The organism is Nonomuraea sp. NPDC046570 (assembly GCF_040645915.1).
Classification (GTDB): Bacteria; Actinomycetota; Actinomycetes; order Streptosporangiales; family Streptosporangiaceae; genus Nonomuraea.
The window spans coordinates 38,066-56,636 of sequence record NZ_JBEYZF010000013.1 but is presented as its reverse complement, the minus strand read 5'-3'; the positions used below and the strand labels follow the sequence as shown (position 1 = coordinate 56,636).

Here is an 18,571-nt window from a genome sequence, read left to right as displayed (position 1 = left end):
ACACACGATGCGATGGTGATGGGGACGATGCTGCGCTTCACTCTTCTCGGCCCCGTCCAGATGATCGTCGACGGCGAGCCGCTGACAGGCGTCGCCCCGCGTCACCGGGCTGTGCTGGCCTACCTCCTGCTCAATGCCGGCCGGGTGATCAGCATCGACCGGCTGATCGACGCGATGTGGGGCTACGACCAGCCCGACACCGCCCGATCGCAGATCCATGCCTCGATCACCGCGATCCGCAAGGTGCTGCGTGGTGCGGGAGCCGTACGGCTCCTGGAGACGCGGGCCGGCGGGTATGTCGCGCAGCCGGAGCCCGGGCAGGTCGACGCGCAGGAGTTCACCGAGCTGGTAGCCGCCGGTGAGCTGAGCGAAGCCCTGGATCTGTGGAGCGGCGAGGCGCTGGAGGATGTGCACGCGCATTACGTCACCGGCGTCCGGGAGCTCTGGAACGACCGGCGGCTGTCGGCCTACGAGCGCCTGGTGGAGGGCGAACTCGCCGCCGGGCGGCACGGCGATCTGCTCGACGAGCTCGCCGCCCAGACGACCGCCCACCCACTCCGCGAGAAGCTCAACGGCCACCTCGTCCTGGCCCTGCACCGCGCGGGCCGGCAGGCCGACGCCCTATCCGCGGCGCGCTCCTACCGTACGGCTCTCGCCGACGAACAGGGCCTCGACCCGGGGCACGCCTTCACCGAGCTGGAGCGGGCGGTCCTGGCGGATGACCCGGCCCTGCGCCTGACGGACGCGACACCAGCGGCCCCGCCCCGCCGCTCCACCTTCCTGCCCTACGACATTCCCGATTTCTCCGGACGGACCGCCGAGCTGGAGCGGCTCGTGGGCGAGCACCACGGGTCGGCGGTCGTCACGATCGACGGCATGGCCGGGATCGGCAAGACCACGCTCGCCGTCCATGTGGCCCACCGGCTGGCCGCCCGCTATCCGGACGGCCGGCTCTTCATCGATCTGCAGGCCCACACCGCGGGCCGGGAGCCGATCGACGCCGCCGCCGCGCTGGAGGCCCTGCTCCGCCAGGTCGGGGTGCCCGCCGACCGCATCCCGGTCACAGTGGCCGAGCGGAGCGCCCTCTGGCGCGCCGAGCTGGCCGATCGCCGCGTGCTCGCCGTACTGGACAACGCCTTCGACGCCGAGCACGTGCGCCCCCTGCTGCCGGGGCACTCCGACACCCTCGTCCTGATCACCAGCAGGCGGCGGCTCGTCGACCTGGACGGCGCCCAGGCGCTGTCGGTCGACGTGCTGGGCGAACAGGACGCCGCCGAGCTGTTCGAGCGGATCGTGGGCGAACGCGCCCGCCACGAGCCGGACGCCGTACGCGAGGTGCTGCGGCTGTGCGGGCACCTCCCGCTCGCCATCCGGATCTCGGCCGCCCGCCTCCAGCACCGCCCGCGCTGGACCGTGTCCTACCTGGCGGGCCGGCTGCGGGACCACCGCCGACTCCTGGACGGGGTGTCGGCGGCCTTCGCCCTCTCCTACGAGCAACTCCACGAAGCCGAGCAGCGGATGTTCCGCCTGCTCGGGCTGGCGCCCGGCCGCGACATCGACCCGTACGGCGCGGCCGCACTGGCCGGGATCACCGAAGAGGAGGCCGAAGAACTCCTCGAAGGCCTCCTGGACGCTCACATGCTGCTGCAGCTCGAACCGGGCCGCTACACCTTCCACGACCTGCTCCGCGAGCACGCGCGCTCGATCGCCGAGGACGACGGCGCCGTCCCGGTCCTGCAACTGCTCACCTACTACCTGCACCGCTCCCGCGCCGCCGTGGACCGGCTCTTCCCCGACAGCCTCAGCCACCGCGAAGGCATCCCGCAGCCGGCCACCCCGATCCCGCCCATCCGCGACGCCGAACAGGCGATCACCTGGCTGGACGCCGAACGCGGCAACATCATCGCGACCGCCGTCCACGGACCCGAGATCTGCGTGGGCATGCTGGCCCTGGCGCTGCGCCCCTACCTCGACCGGCAGGCCCACCACGACGACGCGCTCACGCTGCAGACCCTGGCACTCCAGCGCGCACGCAAGCTCGGCCACGCCCACCGCGACTTCGAGGTGCAGGCGCTCAGCGACCTGGCGTGGACCTACTGGCGGCTCGGCGAATACGAGCGCGCGGAGGAGCACGCCCACCGGGCCCTCGACGCGTGCGAGGAGCCCTACGAACGGGCCCGGGCACTGCTCACCCTGGGGAACGTGGCCCTGCGCCAGCGGCAGGACACGCAGGCGGAGCAGTACCTCAAGCAGGCACTCGACCTCACCCGGATCGGCGCCGACACCTGGGGCGAGGCCCACGTGCTCGGCATCCTCGCCCTCGTCCTCGACCGGGCCGGCCGTCCGGAGGAGGCCCGGCGCCATCTGGACCTGGCGCTGGCGCTGCACCGCAAGGTCGGCAACCCGGCCGGAGAGGCGGTGATCCTCAACCACCTCGGCGTCGTCCTCCGGCACCAAGGCGAGCTCGCCCAGGCCCGCACCCGCCACGACCAGGCCGCGGCTCTCTACCGCAAGCTCGGCAACCCCACCGACGAGGCGGCCGCACTCAACGGGCTGGCCGAGGCGGCGGGCGACCCGGCTCGCGCGGTCGAAGAGCACACGGCCGCACTCGCGCTCGCCAACCTGACCCGCAACCGGCCTGAGCAGGCGCGCGCCCACGACGGACTGGCGCGCGCCCACCACGCCCTCGGGCACTCAAAGCAGGCTTGTGACCATGGACGATTGGCTCTCGGCCTGTACGGAGAGCTCGGCGTTCCAGAGGCCGAGGAGGTCCGCACCTTCCTGGAGCATGCCGGAGAGCCCGCTGGTCAGGAGCGTTCTGCCGCAGGACGGTGACCCTCCAATAGCTGGGCAATGGGGAAGCCCATAAGCGCGAGGCTTCGTGGCGATCAGATGTCGAACTCGCCCTTGCCAGCGCCGTCCAGGAACGCCGTCCATTCGCCGGGGGCGAAGGTGAGGACCGGCCCGTTCGGGTTCTTGCTGTCCCTGACCAGCACCTTTCCGGGAATGTTGGTGGACACTTCCACGCACTGACCTTCGGCCGCGCTCACAGTAGCCTTACGCCATTCCGGCTTCGGTTCCCTCATCGTGTTCTCTCCAACGCATCTGATATTGCGGCTAGTGAGAGCCCCTGCCCAAAGCGAGGGGCCTCATGGCGATCAGATGTCGAACTCGCCCTTGCCGGCGCCGTCCAGGAACGCCGTCCATTCGCCGGGGGTGAAGGTGAGGACTGGCCCGTTCGGGTTCTTGCTGTCCCTGACCAGCACCTTTCCGGGAATGTTGGTGGACACTTCCACACACTGGCCCGTGTCCGCACTCGCGCTGGCCTTACGCCACACAGCCTGATTCATACTTGCTCACCGCATTCTCTATCACCCGGCGGGATTCATCCTTGGAGTGGGCACTCGCCCTGATGGTCTCATATCGGGCCCGCAGCACCCCAACGGATTGCGGGTCCGCCGTGACTTGGCCGATGAGGAGAGAGTCGATTGTCACTGCCTCAGCGCCACTGGGCAGTCGCGCTAAGGCAAACGAGCTGACCATGCCGGATGCACAGCCGGCCGCGACCGGCACAATCTGAACCATGAGACGCGGGTGCTTCGCCAGCTCCAGCAGATAGCGGAGCTGGCCCGCGAGCACTTCAACACCTCCGATAGGCCGGTGCAGCACACCCTCGTCTATCAGCGCCCACACCAGGGGTGGGTCAGCCCGATCGAGAATATGGCGACGCTGCATACGGGCAACGACGCGCTCCTCGGCCTGATCCACAGGAATGACGCTTGTGCTGAAGATCGCGCGGGCATAGGAGTCGGTCTGTAGTAGGCCGGGGACCAGCAGCGGGTCCCATGTCCAGAGCATTGTCGCTCGCGGCTCCACCTCTTCCACCCACCGCGCGAACCAGCCGAGGGCGGGAGATTGGACGACGCGTGCGTATAGGTGGGCAAAGTGTCCTTCCAGCCCGAACGCGCGGTCTGCTGCCTCCGCGAAATCGCGCGTTGGCGGGCGCACGCCCCTTTCGACGTGACTGACCAGGCTTTGATGGACTTTCATATGTCCGCTCAGGGCGACTTGGGATAGCCCTCGGTCTTTGCGGAACTGTTGCAGGTCCGCTGCGAACTGCGCTCTTGGGGATATCTGATCAGGCTCGTTGTGCATGCATGGCCCCTCGGTCACCTGCCGTGACCATACAACGACACGGCTATTGCATTCAATGCATCATGAGCGTCATATTCTGTCGCGCAAGTTTCGCGAGGTAGGCACCCATGAGGGCTCCGGAGAGGGCAGTCTGGTTTGCACGGGCTGGCAATATGACAAGGGCTCGTCATGGCACACATCATGACTGGTGGGTCGAAATGGCATATACCGACATCAGGGGAAGTAGTCGGCTAAACAAACCTCTCACCGACAAAGAGATCAACGCGCATCACGCCGCACTCGCCACGATGCGCGATCTCCTGGCCGAGGAAGGCGCGAAGCACTCCTTCAGATTTCAACGCATCGCCCTCAAGCTGTACGGCGGAAAGCCCGCCACCCCCCAGCACCTGCCACCCGAGCTGGTGGTCCTCACTCCGCACGGGCGGCCGGTCGCCTCGATCTCCATTGGGCGAGCGGCCATGTGGATCGTGTCGTACAAGCATCCGGGCGTCGGCAATGCCACCGTCGTCGACAAGGAGTGTGTTGCTCCTTCGGACAGACCTGACCACATAGTCGAGTTCGTGCTGAGCCTGCTGGGCGCCGCCGCCGAGACCGAGGTCGCCTGATGCGCGCGTACGGACTCGCGTACGCGAAGGCCGGCGATGGGTAGACCCTCATGGTCAGTCCGGGCGAGCAACAACCGGACGAGGTGCCCGGCTGGCGCTTCTACCCGAGCTGTGTGGGTGGCTGGATAGCCGTCCGCAGCGACGACCTTTCCGAGGCCCTGATCCGGCGCGGTCTCAGCCAGGTCCTGTGCGACGAGAGCCTCTCCGCTCTGAAGATCCGTGTCGCACAGGAATATCGACGCCAGTATCCACGGGCTCACCAAGCTGGATGAGTCGTGACCCAGCGCCCGGCGAGTCCGCCTTGGCCGAACTCGCCGCCTGAGTCACGGGCCGCCTCTGTTCCGGGCGCGGGGGCGGCGGGGCCTCTGCCGCGAAGCGCAGCGCGACAGAGGCCCCAAAGGAAGCTGTGCGGTCACAGGTGGTCCCTATGATTCACAGTGAGTGCCCCTGCTAGCCGAGCCGAGGAATTCGCGACCATGACTGTGTGGCCCGAGCCGCAGCACATGCCCATCACCTGGGAGACGTTCCTCGACATCGACGAGGACATCCGCCGTGATCTTGAGATACTGGACGGCTATGTGGTCCCCCGCGAGCAGCGTGGTCGTGATCACCAGAAGGTTGGCACCCGGTTGTCGCTGGCTCTGGAGCGGGCCGCCGTCATCGAGATGCGCCGCACGGGGAACGCCTTGTGCTTGGAGACGAACACCGAAGTCGACGTCCTGTTGTGGGAAGTGCCGGCCACGGCCCGCAAGCCTGATGCCGTCCTGCATCGCTGTCTGCCCGAGTTCGAGCAGTTGGCCGCCGAGCACGTTCTCATCGTCGCCGAGGTCCTGTCCACCTGGTCCGAGCGTCGTGATCGGGTGCACAAGATGAGCGACTACGCCGACGCGGGGATTCCGCACTACTGGCTCGTCAGCTTCGACAAGATCGGCGCCCTTGTCATTGAACGCTACGCCCTGGTCGGCGGGGCCAAGCCGTACATGCACATCGGCACTACCCATCGCGACATGGGACCTGTCGCGGTCCACGTCACCGACCCGTTCCCGATCGAGGTGCTGTGGACGGATCTTGAAGTGGCGCCTTCTGTGTGACTCGTGGCCAGTTTTACCGTCCCTTTTCCGTTCGGATGCCTCTACTTGGGGTAGCGCTGCTCCCAACCCAAGCGACACGGATTGAGGGCTACATGAGTAGCGTCAGAACAAATGGGTGGTCGCGGTGAGGCTGACTCAGACCTCCGACCTGTGGTGGAAGAACGCGGTCGTGTACTGCCTGGACGTCGAGACGTACAAGGACGGTGACGGTGACGGGGTCGGTGACTTTCGTGGGCTCACGCAGCAGATCGACTACCTGCACAGCCTGGGCATCACCTGTCTGTGGCTGATGCCGTTCTTCCCCACGCCGAACCGGGACGACGGCTACGACATCACCGACTTCTACAGCGTGGATCCCCGCCTCGGCACGCTGGGCGACTTCGTGGAGTTCATCCGCACCGCCACCGACCGGGGTATCCGGGTGATCGCTGACCTGGTCGTCAACCACACCTCCGACCGGCACCCGTGGTTCAAGGACGCCAAGTCCAGCAGGGACGCGCGCCACCGGGACTGGTACGTGTGGAGCGACACCCCCGAGCCGGACCACCCCGAGGCGGTCGTCTTCCCGGACAAGGAGAAGTCCCTCTGGCAGTACGACAAGAAGACGCGGCAGTACTACCTGCACAGCTTCTACCGCCACCAGCCCGACCTGAACGTGGCCAACCCGGAGGTGCGTGACGAGATCGCCCGCATCCTGGGCTTCTGGATGGAGCTGGGGCTGTCCGGGTTCCGGGTCGACGCGGTCCCGTTCCTCATCGAGAACGTGGGCGACAAGCTGCCCGACCCGCACGCCTTCCTGGCCGACCTGCGCGCCTTCATGGGCCGCCGCAAGGGCGGCGCGGTGCTGCTGGGCGAGGTCAACCTCAGCTACCCCGAGCTGATGGGGTACTTCGGGGACGGCAACGGCGACCAGCTCACCATGTGCTTCGACTTCTTCGCCATGCAGCGGCTCTGGCTCTCGCTGGCCCGCGACGAGGCCGAGCCCATCGCCGCCGCGCTCAGGGAGCGCCCGAAACCGCCGAAGGACTGCCAGTGGGCGACCTTCCTCCGCAACCACGACGAGCTCACCCTCGACAAGCTCTCCGACGAGGAGCGGCAGGAGGTCTTCGACGCGTTCGGCCCCGACCAGAGCATGCAGATCTACGGCCGGGGCCTGCGCCGGCGGCTGCCCGCCATGCTCGGCGGCGACCTGCGCCGGATCAAGATGGCCTACAGCCTGATGTTCTCACTGCCGGGTACGCCGGTCATGTTCTACGGCGAGGAGATCGGCCTGGGGGAGGACCTCGACGCCGAGGGCCGGATGGCGGTCAGGGTGCCGATGCAGTGGTCGCGTGAGGGGGGATTCAGCTCCGGCACTCCCGAACGCGGCATGCCCGGCGGGGCCTACGCGCCCGAGCGGGTCAACGTGGCCGACCAGAAGCGCGACACCGACTCGCTGCTGCGCTGGTTCCAGCTCCTCATCGAGCGCTACCGCGAGTGCCCCGAGTTGGCCTGGGGGGAGAACACCGTGCTCGACTCCGGGCACCCGTCGGTGCTCGCGCACCGCTGCGACGCCGAGGGGGCGACGGTCGTGGCCGTGCACAACCTGTGCGACACGACCGCGGACGTCGAGCTGACGCTGGCCGGGCTGGAGTCGTGCGTGCTCACCGACCTGCTGGTCGACGGCACGCTGGAGGTCTCCGACAAGGGCCGCGTCCTGGTGCCGCTGGACCCGCACGGCTGCCGCTGGCTGCGGGTCAGCGCCCGCGAGGTCCCGCCGGACGACGCCTCGGTCAAGTCCCGGTAGCGCCTCACAAATAGGAGGGACCGCTCACCCGGTGCCGGAACGTCCACCACACCCACGCCTGAGAGAGCACCAGGAACGGGATCAGCACCAGGATCACCGGCACCAGCAGGGCGAGCGTTCCGGCGTCGGCGGCCGAGGCGGCCAGCGGCAGGCGGATCCCGGCCAGCACGCCGAGCGCCGCCAGCGCCGCCGCGGTCAGCGCGTAGGTGCCGCGCTCGTCCGCCGCGCCGGTCGGCCGTACGGCCCGCGCGCGTAGCTCGCCGCGCAGCCGCAGGCCCGCGAAGGACAGCCCGTGCGTGGCGAACAGCGCGGCGACCGCCACCGTGGCCAGCGCGGCGACCAGGCCGGTGAGCGGCTCGACCAGGATGCCCGACAGGATGGCGCCCCAGCTCAGCGCGAGCGTCCAGCTCCCGGCGACGATCGCGCCGTCCCAGCACAGCCGCCAGTGCGGCCCGTCCACCCGCCCGCGCAGCCACAGGCCCATGTCCCTGACCACCCAGCCGGCCAGCAGCGCCACGACCGCCAGGTAGTTGCCCGTGAGCAGGGTGCCCTCCAGTTCGGGGAAGAGCCCGGCCAGCACCCCGGCGGCGGCCACCAGCCACACCTCGTTGCCGAGGAAGAACGGCGCGATCGAGGTGATCACCTCGCGCCGTTCGTCGGCCGACCGGCCCAGGTACGGCAGCAGCATGCCCACCCCGATGTCCGCCCCGGCCAGCACCAGGTAGCCGATCGTGAAGAAGCCCAGGATGAAGATTTCCACGACGACTCCTCAGAAGGTGGGGACGAGTTCGAGCCGGTCGCCGAGGGCCACCTCGTCCGGCCCGCGCCTGGCCTGCCTGGCCAGCAGCCAGTAGTTGACGACGATCAGTACGCCGAACACCGCGCAGAACACGATCAGCGAGGTCAGCATCTGCCCCTCGCTGATCGGCGAGAGCGCGTCGGAGGTCTTCAGCAGGCCGTACACCGCCCAGGGCTGGCGGCCCATCTCGCGGAAGATCCAGCCGCTGATCATGGTCACGAACGGGACCGGGATCATCGCGGTGAGCAGCCAGTGCCAGAGCCGGAAGCCCCGGACCAGCGGCTTGAACAGCATGAGCAGGAAGCTCGCGGCGGAGAAGAACAGCATCAGCGCGAACAGCGTCATCATCGTCATCCCGCTGCCGCTCACCCAGCCGACCGGCGGGAGGTAGTCGCCGGGGCCGTACCTGGCCGCCATCTCCGCCTGCACCCGGGCGATCTCCGCGGCGTCGCCGGACCAGGCGGCCAGCTTGGCCGGTTGCATCGTCTCGAAGCCGAGGCCGCCGAAGGCGGCGGTGAGCAGCGTCGCCGGCAGTGCGACGCCGACCCCGACGCGCAGCGACTTGCGGAAGAACACCTGCTCGGCGGTGCGCCTGCGCAGGTGGTAGGCGCTCACTCCGGCCATGAAGAAGCCGCCGACGACCAGCCCGCCGCCCAGCACGTGCCCGAAGGCGACCAGCGCCGCCGGGTTGCCGACGATCGCCCCGAAGTCGACCAGCCGCAGCGTGTCCCCGGCCAGTTCGTAGCCGACCGGGTTCTGCAGGAAGCCGTTGGAGATCAGGATCCAGAACGCGGAGGCGTACGCCGTCAGGGTGACGACCCAGATGAGCGACAGGTGCGCCCACCGGTTCAGCCGGTCCCAGCCGAAGATCCACAGGCCGAGGAAGGTGGCCTCGACGAAGAACGCCACCAGCGTCTCCAGCGCCAGCGAGGCACCGAACACGTTGCCCGCGAAGTGCGTCAGCCCGCTCCACGACAGCCCGAACTGGAACTCCATCACCAGGCCGGTCACGATGCCCATGGCGTAGTTGATGATGTAGAGCTGGCCCCAGAACCTGGTCATCCGCAGGTGCTCCGGGCTGCGGCTCAGCGTCGCCCTGGTCTGGATCACCGCCACCAGCGTGGCCAGTCCCAGCGTCAGCGCGACGAACAGGAAATGCGCTCCCGCGGTCAGGGCGAACTGCAGGCGGGCGAGCTCAACGACGTTCATGCCCCCGAGCATCCGGGTACGGCTCCCGCCCCCGCGTCATGCTCCGGCGTGCTCCTGGTGTACCTCCCAGGTTGACGGCGGCGGGCCCGGCGTACATCCCCGGTTGTCCTAGGAGTTGAGCCAGCCCGGAGTGACCATGCCCGCCTCGTAGGCCAGGACCACGAGCTGGGCCCGGTCGCGGGCGCTCAGCTTGGTCATGATGCGGCTGACGTGGGTCTTGGCGGTGGCGGGGCTGAGCACCAGGGTCCGGGCGATCTCGTCGTTCGACAGGCCCTGCGCGAGCAGCCCCAGCACCTCGCGCTCGCGGTCGGTCAGGCTGTTGAGCTCGGGACCAGGGGCGGGGCGCTTGACCCGGCCGGCGAACTCCGCGATCAGCCGCCGGGTGATCGACGGCGCGATGAGCGCGTCGCCGCGCGCCACGACCCGTACCGCGTGGATGAGTTCGGCCGGTTCGGTGTCCTTGACCAGGAAGCCGCTCGCGCCCGTCTTCAGCGCGCCGTACACGTAGTCGTCGAGGTCGAACGTGGTCAGGATGATCACTCTGACGGTGTCCAGGCGGGGGTCGGTGACGATGCGGCGGGTCGCCTCCAGGCCGTCGAGCTCGGGCATCCGGATGTCCATCAGCACCACGTCGGGGCGCAGGTCGCGGGCCTTGGCGACTGCGTCGACGCCGTTGGCCGCCTCGCCGACCACGTCGAGGTCGTCCTCGTCGCTGAGAATCGAGCGGAAGCCGGCCCGCACCAGGGTCTGGTCGTCGGCGAGCAGCACGCGGATCATCGGGCTCCGTTCAGGGGGAGTTCGGCGGCGACCCGGAAGCCGCCCTCCGGTCGTGGCCCGGCTTCGAGGGTGCCGCCCAGGGCGGTGGCGCGCTCGCGCATGCCGCGCACACCGTAGCCGTTGCCTTCGGTGTAGGCGGCGCCGGGGCCGCGGTCCGCCACCTCGATCAGGATCTTCCCGGGGGCGTGGGCGACGGTCAGGGTGGCCTCGTCCGCGCCGGAGTGGCGGGCGACGTTGGTGAGCGCCTCCCGGATGATGCGCACCGCGGCCAGGTCCACCTCGGTCGGCAGCTCCGCCCGCTCGCCCTCGACGCGGGTCGTCACGCTCAGCCCGCTGGTCCTCACCAGCTCGTCCAGGCGGGCGAGGCCGGCCGCCGGCGCGGTGGGCGCGTCCTCGTCGACCTGGCGGAGCACGCCGAGCGTGGTACGCAGTTCGCGCAGCGTCTCCCGGCTGGTCTCCTTGATCGCCTTCAGCGCCGCCTCGGCGTCCTCCGGCCGCTTCCTGATCCCGTGCAGCGCGGCCCCGGCCTGTACGTTGATCATCGAGATGTTGTGGCCGAGCACGTCGTGCAGCTCCCTGGCGATGCGCAGCCGTTCCTCGGTCTCCCTGCGCTTGGCCTCCTCCTCCTTGGTGTGCTCGGCCTCCAGCACCCGTTGCTCGGCCTCGTGCAGGTAGGCGCGCCGGTTGCGGGTGACGCCGCCCGCCGCGATCATCGCCGCCATCCAGCCGACCAGGGTGATGAACAGGCTGTTGTCGATGTGCCTGACAGTGCCGATCTCGCCCAGGCCCATGGCCAGCAGGGAGGCGCAGGCCGTACTGATGGCGGCGACCAGGTGGCCGTGGTCGGCCGCGGTGTAGAGCGCGAGGATGGGGGCGACGATGAGCGGGCCGTCCAGGTGCGCGAACGGGTAGTAGGCGCCCACGACGACGGTCACGGTGAGCAGGACCGCCACCGGGTGGCGCTGCCGGAACAGCAGCGCGACGGCGGCGAGCAGCGGCAGCGCGAAGTCCCATAGGTTGGGGGTCCTGTCGGGGCGCGCGAGCCCGGTGATGACGCTGCCCAGAATGACGACGGCGACCACGGCAAGCGTCACCAGCGTGCTCGCCGACACCTTGCGCATGATCTGAGCCTACTGGTCCCGGTGAACGGGTACGTGGGATGAATGAGCACTGAGGACGAGCTTCGCCAGATCGAAGAGGATCTGGCCAGGTTGAAGGCGGCGGTGGCCGACCTGCGACGGCAGGTCGGCGACATGGGGGCGACCGACGCCGCGGAACGGGCTGCCATGCTCGCCTTGGCGGACGAGCAGGACGGTGTGATCACCGATCTGGAGGCCAGGAGAGACGAGCTGCGCAGGCGCGTGGCCGAAGGCTGACGAGGCGGGAGCGGGGAGGAGCCTTCGGTGGCCGCCTCCCCCTCCCGTCATCGGCTCTTGGCCCGCAGCGGCGCCCCGATCTCGTGCATGTGCCGCAGCGCCTGCGCGTAGGAGCTGATGATCCCCGACTCCAGGTAGTCGATGCCGAGTTCGTCGCAGTGCGCCTTGACGATCGGCTGCGCCTTGCGCAGGTTGGGTGTGGGCATGTTCGGGAACAGGTGGTGCTCGATCTGGTAGTTGAGCCCGCCCAGCGTGGTGGTCACCAGCCAGCCTCCCCGGACGTTGCGCGAGGTGAGCACCTGCTTGCGCAGGAAATCCAGCTTGTCCTCCCCGGTGAGTACGGGCATGCCCTTGTGGTTGGGCGCGAACGTACAGCCGAGATAGACGCCGAAGACCGCCTGGTGCAGCAGGACGAACAGCACGGCCTTGCCCACCGGCAACACCGCGAAGATCACCGCGAAGTAGGCCACGAAGTGCCCCACCAGCAGCGTGCCTTCCAGCCAGCGCCGCTTCAGGAACGGCTTGCCGAGCGCGCGGAAGCTGCCCACGTGCAGGTTCCAGCCTTCGAGCGTCAGCAGCGGGAAGAACAGGAACGCCTGCCGCCGGCCGATGAACTTCGGCAGTCCCTTCGCGCGCAGCGCCTGGTCGGCTGACCAGACCAGCGCGGCCGGGGACACGTCGGGGTCGTGATCCTCGTGGTTGGGGTTGGCGTGGTGCCGGGTGTGCTTGTCCGTCCACCAGCCGTAGCCCATGCCGATCATCACGTTGCCCGCCAGCCGGCCGGTGATCTCACTCGGCTTCCTGTTGCGGAAGACCTGACGGTGTGCCAGGTCGTGGGCCGCCAGCGCGACCTGCGAGAACGCGATCGCCAGGAAGACCGCGATGAGCATCTGCCACCAGGTGTCGCCCATCAGGACGAAGGCGGCCCAGCCACCGACGTAGGCCAGGCCCACCAGCCCCAGCCGGATCGTGTAGTAGACAGGTCTGCGGTCGAGAAGCCCTGCCTCAGTGATCTTGCGTGATAACCGGGCGAAGTCACTGCCTCGTGCCTCGATCGCGCCTGGACGTGTCACTGGTCTCCTCACATAGCGGCACAGCAGGGGTACATAACGAGTCTCGGTCGTACCGGGACACCGGATAAGCCAGCAGCCACCCCAGGACGGGGTAGTGCTGCCCCCACCATTGCGTGCCACACCATAAGGGACAAGCAGGAGGTCTTAGGGTTCGCTAAGTTTTTGTCGAGGGAAAAGGATTCCCTCAGGTGGACACGCGCCTGACCAGCACAGTGTCCCAGACGGCGACACCTGCGACGACCAATGTCGCGATCACGCCGAGGGCGAGGGGCGGCACCGGCACGACGAGCGCCAGTACCGCGGCGGCGGCCAGCACCGCGACCGCGACGACCCGGTTGGCCGGTACGTAGCCGAACACCGCCCGCTTGAACATGGCGTGCCCGGCCAGGAACAGCGCGGGCCCGCCCAGCACGGCCAGCGTGGTGCCGAGCGCCGCCTGCCCGCCCGGATGGGCGATCACCAGTTCGTCGCCCACGGCGGCGACGATGACGCCGGCCACCATCGGGATGTGCGTGTAGGTGTAGGCCGAGCGGCCGATCCGGCCCGGGTCGTCGGAGGCGGCGATGGCCTCGGCCGCCGCCTCGGCGGTCCGGTCGAAGTAGACCCACCACATCGCGACGCTGCCCAGGAAGGCCACCCCGAAGGCGGCGAGGGTGGCCACCGTCACGTGCGTGTTGTTCGCCAGCGTCAGGCCGGTCACCAGGACCGACTCGCCCAGCGCGATGATCACGAAGAGCTGGCACCGCTCGGCCATGTGGCCGCCGTCGATGGTCCAGTCGGTGGTGGTGGACCTGCCGAGGAACGGGGTGCGGTAGCCGTGCAGCGGCGCGGCGTACTCCACCAGCAGCGCCGCGACCCACAACGCGATCTGCGCGCCGCCGCCGGCCAGCGCGCCGCCGATCCACAGCGCGCCCGACAGGGTGTGCCAGACCAGCACCAGCCGGAAGGTGTGGCTGAGCGGGTGGCCGCGGGTGGCCAGCCAGACCACCGTCGTCCGGCCGACCTGGATGGCCACATAGGCGCCCGCGAACCACAGGGCTCGCTCGCCGAAGGCCTGCGGGACGGCCGCCGACATGACCAGCCCGGCGAGCATCACGCCGGTCAGCGTCAGCCGCAGCACCGGATGGTCGGGGTCGCAGTAGTTGGTGGTCCACGCGGTGTACATCCACGCCCACCAGATCGCCAGCGTGAGCAGCAGCGTCTGCGCGGCCCCGGCCGGGGTCTGGTGCTCCAGCAGCAGGTGGGAGAGCTGCGTGATCGCGAAGACGTACACGAGGTCGAAGAAGAGCTCGATGGGCGCGACGCTCGCGCCCTGTCCGCGGGGGCGGAGGACCTGGGCTGGAACTCGGGCTCCCTGGGGGGTGGCGGCGTTCACGCCGCCGATCATCGCACGCCCGGCGAGGACGCCGGGTTCTCAGGCGGCGAACGAGACGGGGCCGTCGGGTGTGCGCGCGGTGACGACGCCGTCGGCGCAGGTGACGGCGCGCGGGTCGCCGGTGCCGGGGACGATCACGGTCAGCACCGAGCGCGCCGGGCGGGAGACGACCGTCGCCGAGGGGACGCGCTTCAGGTAGCCGGGGGAGATCTCGCCGCGCCGTACGCTCTGGCCGCCCAGTGGACGGCAGGAGGGCAGGGCGAACTGCGTGAGCGTCACCCGCCAGGCGCCGTCCGCGAGCACCACCGTGCCGCCCCGGTTCGCGGTGACGCGCAGGCCGGGGGCGAAGTGCCACAGGGTGCGCAGCCGCGCGCCGTCCTTCACCGCATCGCGTACCGCCATCAGGTCGGCACCGTGGTTGACCAGCACCTTCCTGGTACGGCTCACGCCGTACGCGGTGTCCTCCAGGTCGAAGAACTGGCGCTTGACGCCGATGGCGGTGCGGGTCAGGCGGGTCGCCGTACCCTCGCGGAAGGCCCGGCCGTCGACCACGGGCACGTTGTGCGCCTCGGGGGTCACCGTCCACTTGGGGTAGGCGCTCTTCTCGTAGGAGTGGAAGCCCGCCTCCACCAGGATGTCGCGCCGGTCGGCGTGGTAGGTGACGCCCAGGTGGTCCTCGTGCCCGTGCATCTTCCGGCCGGGCCCGAACCGGATCGAGTAGTAGGCGGAGCCGGGGTCGTCCCACGCGGTCCGGCCGTAGACGTATCCGGCGTCGAAGACCTTCACCCGGTCCGCGCTGTGCGGGTAGCCGCGCGGGCGCAGGTCGGCGGGGCTGTCGCCGATCGGGGCGAGCCGCCCGTCGGGCTGGGTGGACTGGGCGATGTACTCGGCCAGCGAGGCGCGCCGTTCGGCCAGCCGCGCGGGCACCGCCGAGCCGCACGTCCGCATGGTGTCGAAGGCCAGGCCGAGCCGCTCGTGCACGTAGATCGCGTAGCGTGGCGCCTGCTCCTGCAGCACGCCCTGCCGGTCGATGGCCAGTTCGGCCGACTCGGCCATCCTGCGGGCGGCGAGGTCCCGCCAGCGGGTGTTGGACAGCCGGCAGCCCGCCGCGGCCAGCGCGAGGTCCTGGTCGAGGCCGTGGTTGTGGCCCTTCTTGTACAGGCGCGGGTCGGCGAGGTAGTCGGCGTGCTCGGCCAGGCTGTCGGCCAGCCACCGGTCGCCGACGTGCCTGCTGAGGCAGACCAGCGCGGGCGTGCGCAGCGCGACGGGGTGGTCGGCCCAGGCCCACTCGCTGACGCCGCGCCCGCCGCGCGGGTTGTCCCGCACCCAGTCCCGGGCGATCTCGGTGGCACGCTCCAGATACGCCTCGCGCCCGGTGGTCTCGTAGTCGACGACCAGCCTGCCCATCCACCGCAGCGAGTGGAAGGTGAGCGCCCACGACCTGTTGCGGTGCGGGTCCATCCGCCAGTCCACGTCCTTGCCGACCGGTACGGCGGGCAGCCCCACGAAGCTCACCCGCCCGGCCATGATCTCCGCCGAGGAGGCCGTGGCGAACTGGGACGCCACGCAGGGGGCCGGGCCCTTGCTCTCCGCGTGGGAGCCCGTGCAGCTCAGTACCGCGGCCAGGAGGACGGCGGCGGCCAGGATTCGTCCAAGCAAGCGATGGCCCCCTCGAATGGCTCCCGGAAGCTCGGGGAGTTCAGCTTGTTGGATGCCTAGAAAGCCGGATTTGTTCGCGGCTAGGGTCCAGACATGAACAATGCTCGCGTTAATTTCCTCTGGGGTGTGGCCGCCTCCGCGTTCCAGATCGAGGGCGCCGCCGGGCGCGGCCCCTCCGGCTGGGACGCGTTCGCCGCCCAGCCGGGGCGGATCAAGGACGGCACGGACGCGTCCGTCGCCACCGGCCACGTCGACCGCTACCGCGAGGACGTGGCGCTGATGAAGGAGCTGGGCGTCGGCGCCTACCGCTTCTCCATCTCCTGGCCGCGCGTCCAGCCGTCCGGCACCGGCCCCGCGAACCTGGACTTCTACGACCGGCTGGTGGACGAGCTGTGCGCGGCCGGGATCGCGCCCGCGCCCACCCTCTACCACTGGGACACGCCGCTCCCGCTGGAGGAGGCGGGCGGCTGGACCAACCGGGACACCGCCTACAAGCTGGCCGACTACGCCTCGGCCGTGGCCGAACGGCTGGCCGACCGGGTGCCGATGTGGATCACCATCAACGAGCCCGCCGAGGTGACCCTGCTCGGCTACGGCCTCGGCCAGCACGCCCCCGGCCGGAACCTGCTGTTCGACGCGCTACCCGTGGCCCACCACCAGCTCCTCGGGCACGGCCTGGCCGTACAGGCGCTGCGGGCGGCCGGGGCGGACAACATCGGCCTCGCCGCCTCGCACAGCCCCGTGTGGACGGCGGGCGACACCGACCAGGACCGGCAGTCCGCCGGGCTGTACGACACCCTGATGAACTGGCTGTTCGCCGACCCCATCCTGCTCGGCCGCTACCCCGAGGGCTTCGAGCAGGGCGCGGACGGCGACCTGGAGATCATCTCCGCCCCCCTCGACTGGTACGGCGTCAACTACTACAGCCCCACCCTGGTCGGCGCCCCCGGCGCCGCGCTGGACTCCTACTCCGGCTTCGACCTGCCCCCCGACCTGCCGTTCGGCATCCACGACCTCCAGGGCTACCCGCGCACCGGCTTCGGCTGGCCGGTCGTCCCCGACGGCCTGCGCGAGATCCTCACCACGCTGCGCGACCGGTACGGCGACCGCCTGCCCCCCGTCCACATCACCGAGAACGGCTGCTCCTACCCCGACGAGGTGGCCGACACCCGCAGGATCGACTACCTGGACGGCCACCTGCGCGCCCTCGCCCAGGCCATGGCCGAAGGCGTGGACGTGCGCGGCTACTTCGTCTGGTCCATCCTGGACAACTTCGAGTGGATCGAGGGCTACACCCAGCGCTTCGGCCTCGTCCACGTCGACTTCGACACCCTGCGGCGCACCCCCAAGGACTCCTACCGCTGGTACCAGGAGTTCATCAGCCGAGCACCGGATAGTTGGCCCGGAACACACCGCGCGGGTCCCGGTCCCGCTTGACCTCCCGCAGCCTGTCCAGCACCCGCCCGGAGAAGGCCGCCGCCGCCCGCTCCCCCCGCGTCAGGAAGGTGTACGGCTTGCGCCCGCTCGTGTACGGCACCAGCGACCGCGTGATCTCCTCCTGCCGCTCCCCGACCTCGCCCATCCCCGGAATCCCGAGCAGGTGCAGCAGGTACGGCTCCTCCACCACCCCCGAGGCGCCCCCGTCGCCGGGCCGGGCCAGCGCCCCGCCCAGCTGCCTGAGCTGAACGCTGAGCAGCGGCGCGATCGGCCGCTCCAGCAGGGCCTTGGCGACCACGTCGTCGAGGCCCGTCAGCAGCTCCCCCCTGGACAGGGCCGGCCCGGGGTCCGTCGGCTCGGCGTTGATCGAGCCGAGCTCGGTGAGCGGCAGCGGGCCCCGGCTGTCCGAGATCAGCCCGGCTACGCCGTCCAGCGGGCTCAGCAGCGCCCGCGCCTCCGCGCCGCCGCCCAGGAAGGTGGAGTCCACCGCGACCATCGCCGGGGCGCCGGGGAACTGCAGCAGGTCCAGCCAGACGGTCAACTCGTCGGGGGCGTCCGCGGTGATCTCCCGGAAGGCGGCGAGCACCTCGGGGGCGCGTTCGGCGGGCCACAGGAGCCTGCCGCCGTACAGGGCGGGGATGGGGTGCAGGTCGAACTCCATGGCGGTGACCAGCGCGTAGTCGCCGCCGCCGCCGCGCAGCGCCCAGAACAGCTCGGCGTCCGACTCGGCGGTCACCGTGGACCGTACGCCGTCGGCGTCGACCACGTCGAAGGAGCGCACCGCGTCGGCGGCGAAGCCGTACTTGCGGCTGAACCAGCCCAGGCCGCCGCCCAGCGTGTAGCCGACCACCGGGACCACGGGGGAGCTGCCGGGCACGCCCGTCAGGCCGTACTCGCTCGCCGCCGCCTGCAGCTCGCCCCACAGGACGCCCGCGCCCACCCGCGCGGTCCGCTCGCCGGGGCGGATCTCGATCTCGCCGAGGCGGCCGGTGCGCAGCAGGATCACGCCGTCCACATCACCGCTCGCGCCGTGGCCGCTCGCCTGGGCGGTGACCGTCAGCCCGTGGAGGCGGGCGTGGCGGACGACGGCCGCCACGTCGTCGGTGTCCTCGGCCGCCACCACGGCGCGGACCGGCTGGCGCACCGCCAGGTTCCACGGCCGCGTCGCCTCCTCGAAACCCTCGTCGCCGGGGAGGAGGACCTGTCCTTTGATCGTGTTCTTCATGTGT

At 70.1% G+C, this 18,571-nt stretch carries 17 protein-coding genes; 6 read left to right on the top strand and 11 right to left on the bottom strand.

The genetic code is table 11. The features are described from left to right. The first annotated feature begins 18 nt into the window (after positions 1-18). Positions 19-2,835 carry a BTAD domain-containing putative transcriptional regulator gene (locus ABZ911_RS21830; protein ID WP_358058511.1) on the top strand — a complete coding sequence of 939 codons (2,817 nt, stop codon included), beginning with the start codon at positions 19-21 and terminating at the stop codon, positions 2,833-2,835. A gap of 53 nt (positions 2,836-2,888) precedes the next feature. Here ABZ911_RS21830 and ABZ911_RS21825 read toward each other — a convergent pair whose 3' ends face one another. From ABZ911_RS21825 to ABZ911_RS21815, 3 genes are all read right to left on the bottom strand, one after another. After that, a complete protein-coding gene (locus ABZ911_RS21825) occupies positions 2,889-3,086 on the bottom strand; it encodes a DUF397 domain-containing protein (protein WP_358058508.1) in 198 nt (65 codons plus the stop codon). 72 nt (positions 3,087-3,158) lie between these two features. Continuing rightward, on the bottom strand, positions 3,159-3,290 hold the full coding sequence (locus tag ABZ911_RS21820; protein ID WP_358058505.1) for a DUF397 domain-containing protein: 132 nt from the start codon (positions 3,288-3,290) through the stop codon (positions 3,159-3,161). A gap of 37 nt (positions 3,291-3,327) precedes the next feature. Then, the gene (locus tag ABZ911_RS21815; RefSeq protein ID WP_358058502.1) at positions 3,328-4,155 is read right to left on the bottom strand and encodes a helix-turn-helix transcriptional regulator; all 828 of its coding nucleotides are present in this window, start codon (positions 4,153-4,155) and stop codon (positions 3,328-3,330) included. 287 nt (positions 4,156-4,442) lie between these two features. Here ABZ911_RS21815 and ABZ911_RS21810 point away from each other — a divergent pair, with 287 nt between their 5' ends. The 3 genes from ABZ911_RS21810 to ABZ911_RS21800 all read left to right on the top strand — a co-directional run bounded on the left by ABZ911_RS21810 (position 4,443) and on the right by ABZ911_RS21800 (position 7,637). Next, positions 4,443-4,760, top strand: a complete 318-nt coding sequence (locus ABZ911_RS21810) for a hypothetical protein (RefSeq protein WP_358058499.1) — start codon at positions 4,443-4,445, stop codon at positions 4,758-4,760. A gap of 503 nt (positions 4,761-5,263) precedes the next feature. Continuing rightward, positions 5,264-5,851, top strand: coding sequence for a Uma2 family endonuclease (locus ABZ911_RS21805; protein WP_358058496.1), 588 nt, complete (start codon positions 5,264-5,266; stop codon positions 5,849-5,851). 124 nt (positions 5,852-5,975) lie between these two features. After that, positions 5,976-7,637 carry an alpha-amylase family protein gene (locus tag ABZ911_RS21800; protein ID WP_358058493.1) on the top strand — a complete coding sequence of 554 codons (1,662 nt, stop codon included), beginning with the start codon at positions 5,976-5,978 and terminating at the stop codon, positions 7,635-7,637. A 4-nt stretch (positions 7,638-7,641) separates the two neighbouring features. On the opposite strand, the gene ABZ911_RS21795 is transcribed toward ABZ911_RS21800, so the two are convergent. From ABZ911_RS21795 to ABZ911_RS21780, 4 genes are all read right to left on the bottom strand, one after another. Then, complete coding sequence (locus ABZ911_RS21795) at positions 7,642-8,397, bottom strand: cytochrome d ubiquinol oxidase subunit II (RefSeq protein WP_358058490.1); 756 nt, start codon at positions 8,395-8,397, stop codon at positions 7,642-7,644. Between the two features lie 9 nt (positions 8,398-8,406). After that, positions 8,407-9,645, bottom strand: coding sequence for a cytochrome ubiquinol oxidase subunit I (locus ABZ911_RS21790; protein WP_358058487.1), 1,239 nt, complete (start codon positions 9,643-9,645; stop codon positions 8,407-8,409). A 108-nt stretch (positions 9,646-9,753) separates the two neighbouring features. After that, a complete protein-coding gene (locus ABZ911_RS21785; RefSeq protein WP_358058484.1) occupies positions 9,754-10,422 on the bottom strand; it encodes a response regulator transcription factor in 669 nt (222 codons plus the stop codon). Next, the gene (locus ABZ911_RS21780; protein ID WP_358058481.1) at positions 10,419-11,543 is read right to left on the bottom strand and encodes a sensor histidine kinase; all 1,125 of its coding nucleotides are present in this window, start codon (positions 11,541-11,543) and stop codon (positions 10,419-10,421) included. The genes ABZ911_RS21785 and ABZ911_RS21780 overlap by 4 nt, the downstream gene beginning before the upstream one ends. A 42-nt stretch (positions 11,544-11,585) precedes the next feature. Here ABZ911_RS21780 and ABZ911_RS21775 point away from each other — a divergent pair, with 42 nt between their 5' ends. Continuing rightward, a complete protein-coding gene (locus tag ABZ911_RS21775; RefSeq protein WP_358058478.1) occupies positions 11,586-11,798 on the top strand; it encodes a hypothetical protein in 213 nt (70 codons plus the stop codon). Between the two features lie 47 nt (positions 11,799-11,845). Here the strand turns inward: ABZ911_RS21775 and ABZ911_RS21770 are convergent, their stop codons facing one another. The 3 genes from ABZ911_RS21770 to ABZ911_RS21760 form a co-directional block, all read right to left on the bottom strand. Then, positions 11,846-12,871, bottom strand: a complete 1,026-nt coding sequence (locus ABZ911_RS21770; protein ID WP_358058475.1) for an acyl-CoA desaturase — start codon at positions 12,869-12,871, stop codon at positions 11,846-11,848. A 184-nt stretch (positions 12,872-13,055) separates the two neighbouring features. Then, positions 13,056-14,246, bottom strand: a complete 1,191-nt coding sequence (locus ABZ911_RS21765) for a low temperature requirement protein A (protein ID WP_358058472.1) — start codon at positions 14,244-14,246, stop codon at positions 13,056-13,058. A gap of 39 nt (positions 14,247-14,285) precedes the next feature. Beyond that, the gene (locus tag ABZ911_RS21760) at positions 14,286-15,905 is read right to left on the bottom strand and encodes a heparinase II/III family protein (RefSeq protein ID WP_358058469.1); all 1,620 of its coding nucleotides are present in this window, start codon (positions 15,903-15,905) and stop codon (positions 14,286-14,288) included. Between the two features lie 93 nt (positions 15,906-15,998). Here ABZ911_RS21760 and ABZ911_RS21755 point away from each other — a divergent pair, with 93 nt between their 5' ends. Next, a complete protein-coding gene (locus ABZ911_RS21755) occupies positions 15,999-17,342 on the top strand; it encodes a GH1 family beta-glucosidase (RefSeq protein WP_358058466.1) in 1,344 nt (447 codons plus the stop codon). Here the strand turns inward: ABZ911_RS21755 and ABZ911_RS21750 are convergent. Continuing rightward, positions 17,284-18,567: an FAD-binding oxidoreductase gene (locus ABZ911_RS21750; protein ID WP_358058463.1), complete on the bottom strand. Its 1,284-nt coding sequence runs from the start codon at positions 18,565-18,567 to the stop codon at positions 17,284-17,286. The genes ABZ911_RS21755 and ABZ911_RS21750 overlap by 59 nt on opposite strands. Between the last annotated feature and the right edge of the window lie 4 nt (positions 18,568-18,571).

What these genes read in the sequence shown, in the direction of transcription:
- ABZ911_RS21790 (WP_358058487.1), bottom strand. Translation starts at nt 9,645, where the DNA reads ATGAACGTCGTTGAGCTCGCCCGCCTGCAGTTCGCCCTGACCGCGGGA.
- ABZ911_RS21750 (WP_358058463.1), bottom strand. Translation starts at nt 18,567, where the DNA reads ATGAAGAACACGATCAAAGGACAGGTCCTCCTCCCCGGCGACGAGGGT.
- ABZ911_RS21785 (WP_358058484.1), bottom strand. Translation starts at nt 10,422, where the DNA reads ATGATCCGCGTGCTGCTCGCCGACGACCAGACCCTGGTGCGGGCCGGC.
- ABZ911_RS21825 (WP_358058508.1), bottom strand. Translation starts at nt 3,086, where the DNA reads ATGAGGGAACCGAAGCCGGAATGGCGTAAGGCTACTGTGAGCGCGGCC.
- ABZ911_RS21830 (WP_358058511.1), top strand. Translation starts at nt 19, where the DNA reads ATGGGGACGATGCTGCGCTTCACTCTTCTCGGCCCCGTCCAGATGATC.
- ABZ911_RS21775 (WP_358058478.1), top strand. Translation starts at nt 11,586, where the DNA reads ATGAGCACTGAGGACGAGCTTCGCCAGATCGAAGAGGATCTGGCCAGG.
- ABZ911_RS21815 (WP_358058502.1), bottom strand. Translation starts at nt 4,155, where the DNA reads ATGCACAACGAGCCTGATCAGATATCCCCAAGAGCGCAGTTCGCAGCG.
- ABZ911_RS21780 (WP_358058481.1), bottom strand. Translation starts at nt 11,543, where the DNA reads ATGCGCAAGGTGTCGGCGAGCACGCTGGTGACGCTTGCCGTGGTCGCC.
- ABZ911_RS21755 (WP_358058466.1), top strand. Translation starts at nt 15,999, where the DNA reads ATGAACAATGCTCGCGTTAATTTCCTCTGGGGTGTGGCCGCCTCCGCG.
- ABZ911_RS21805 (WP_358058496.1), top strand. Translation starts at nt 5,264, where the DNA reads ATGCCCATCACCTGGGAGACGTTCCTCGACATCGACGAGGACATCCGC.
- ABZ911_RS21810 (WP_358058499.1), top strand. Translation starts at nt 4,443, where the DNA reads ATGCGCGATCTCCTGGCCGAGGAAGGCGCGAAGCACTCCTTCAGATTT.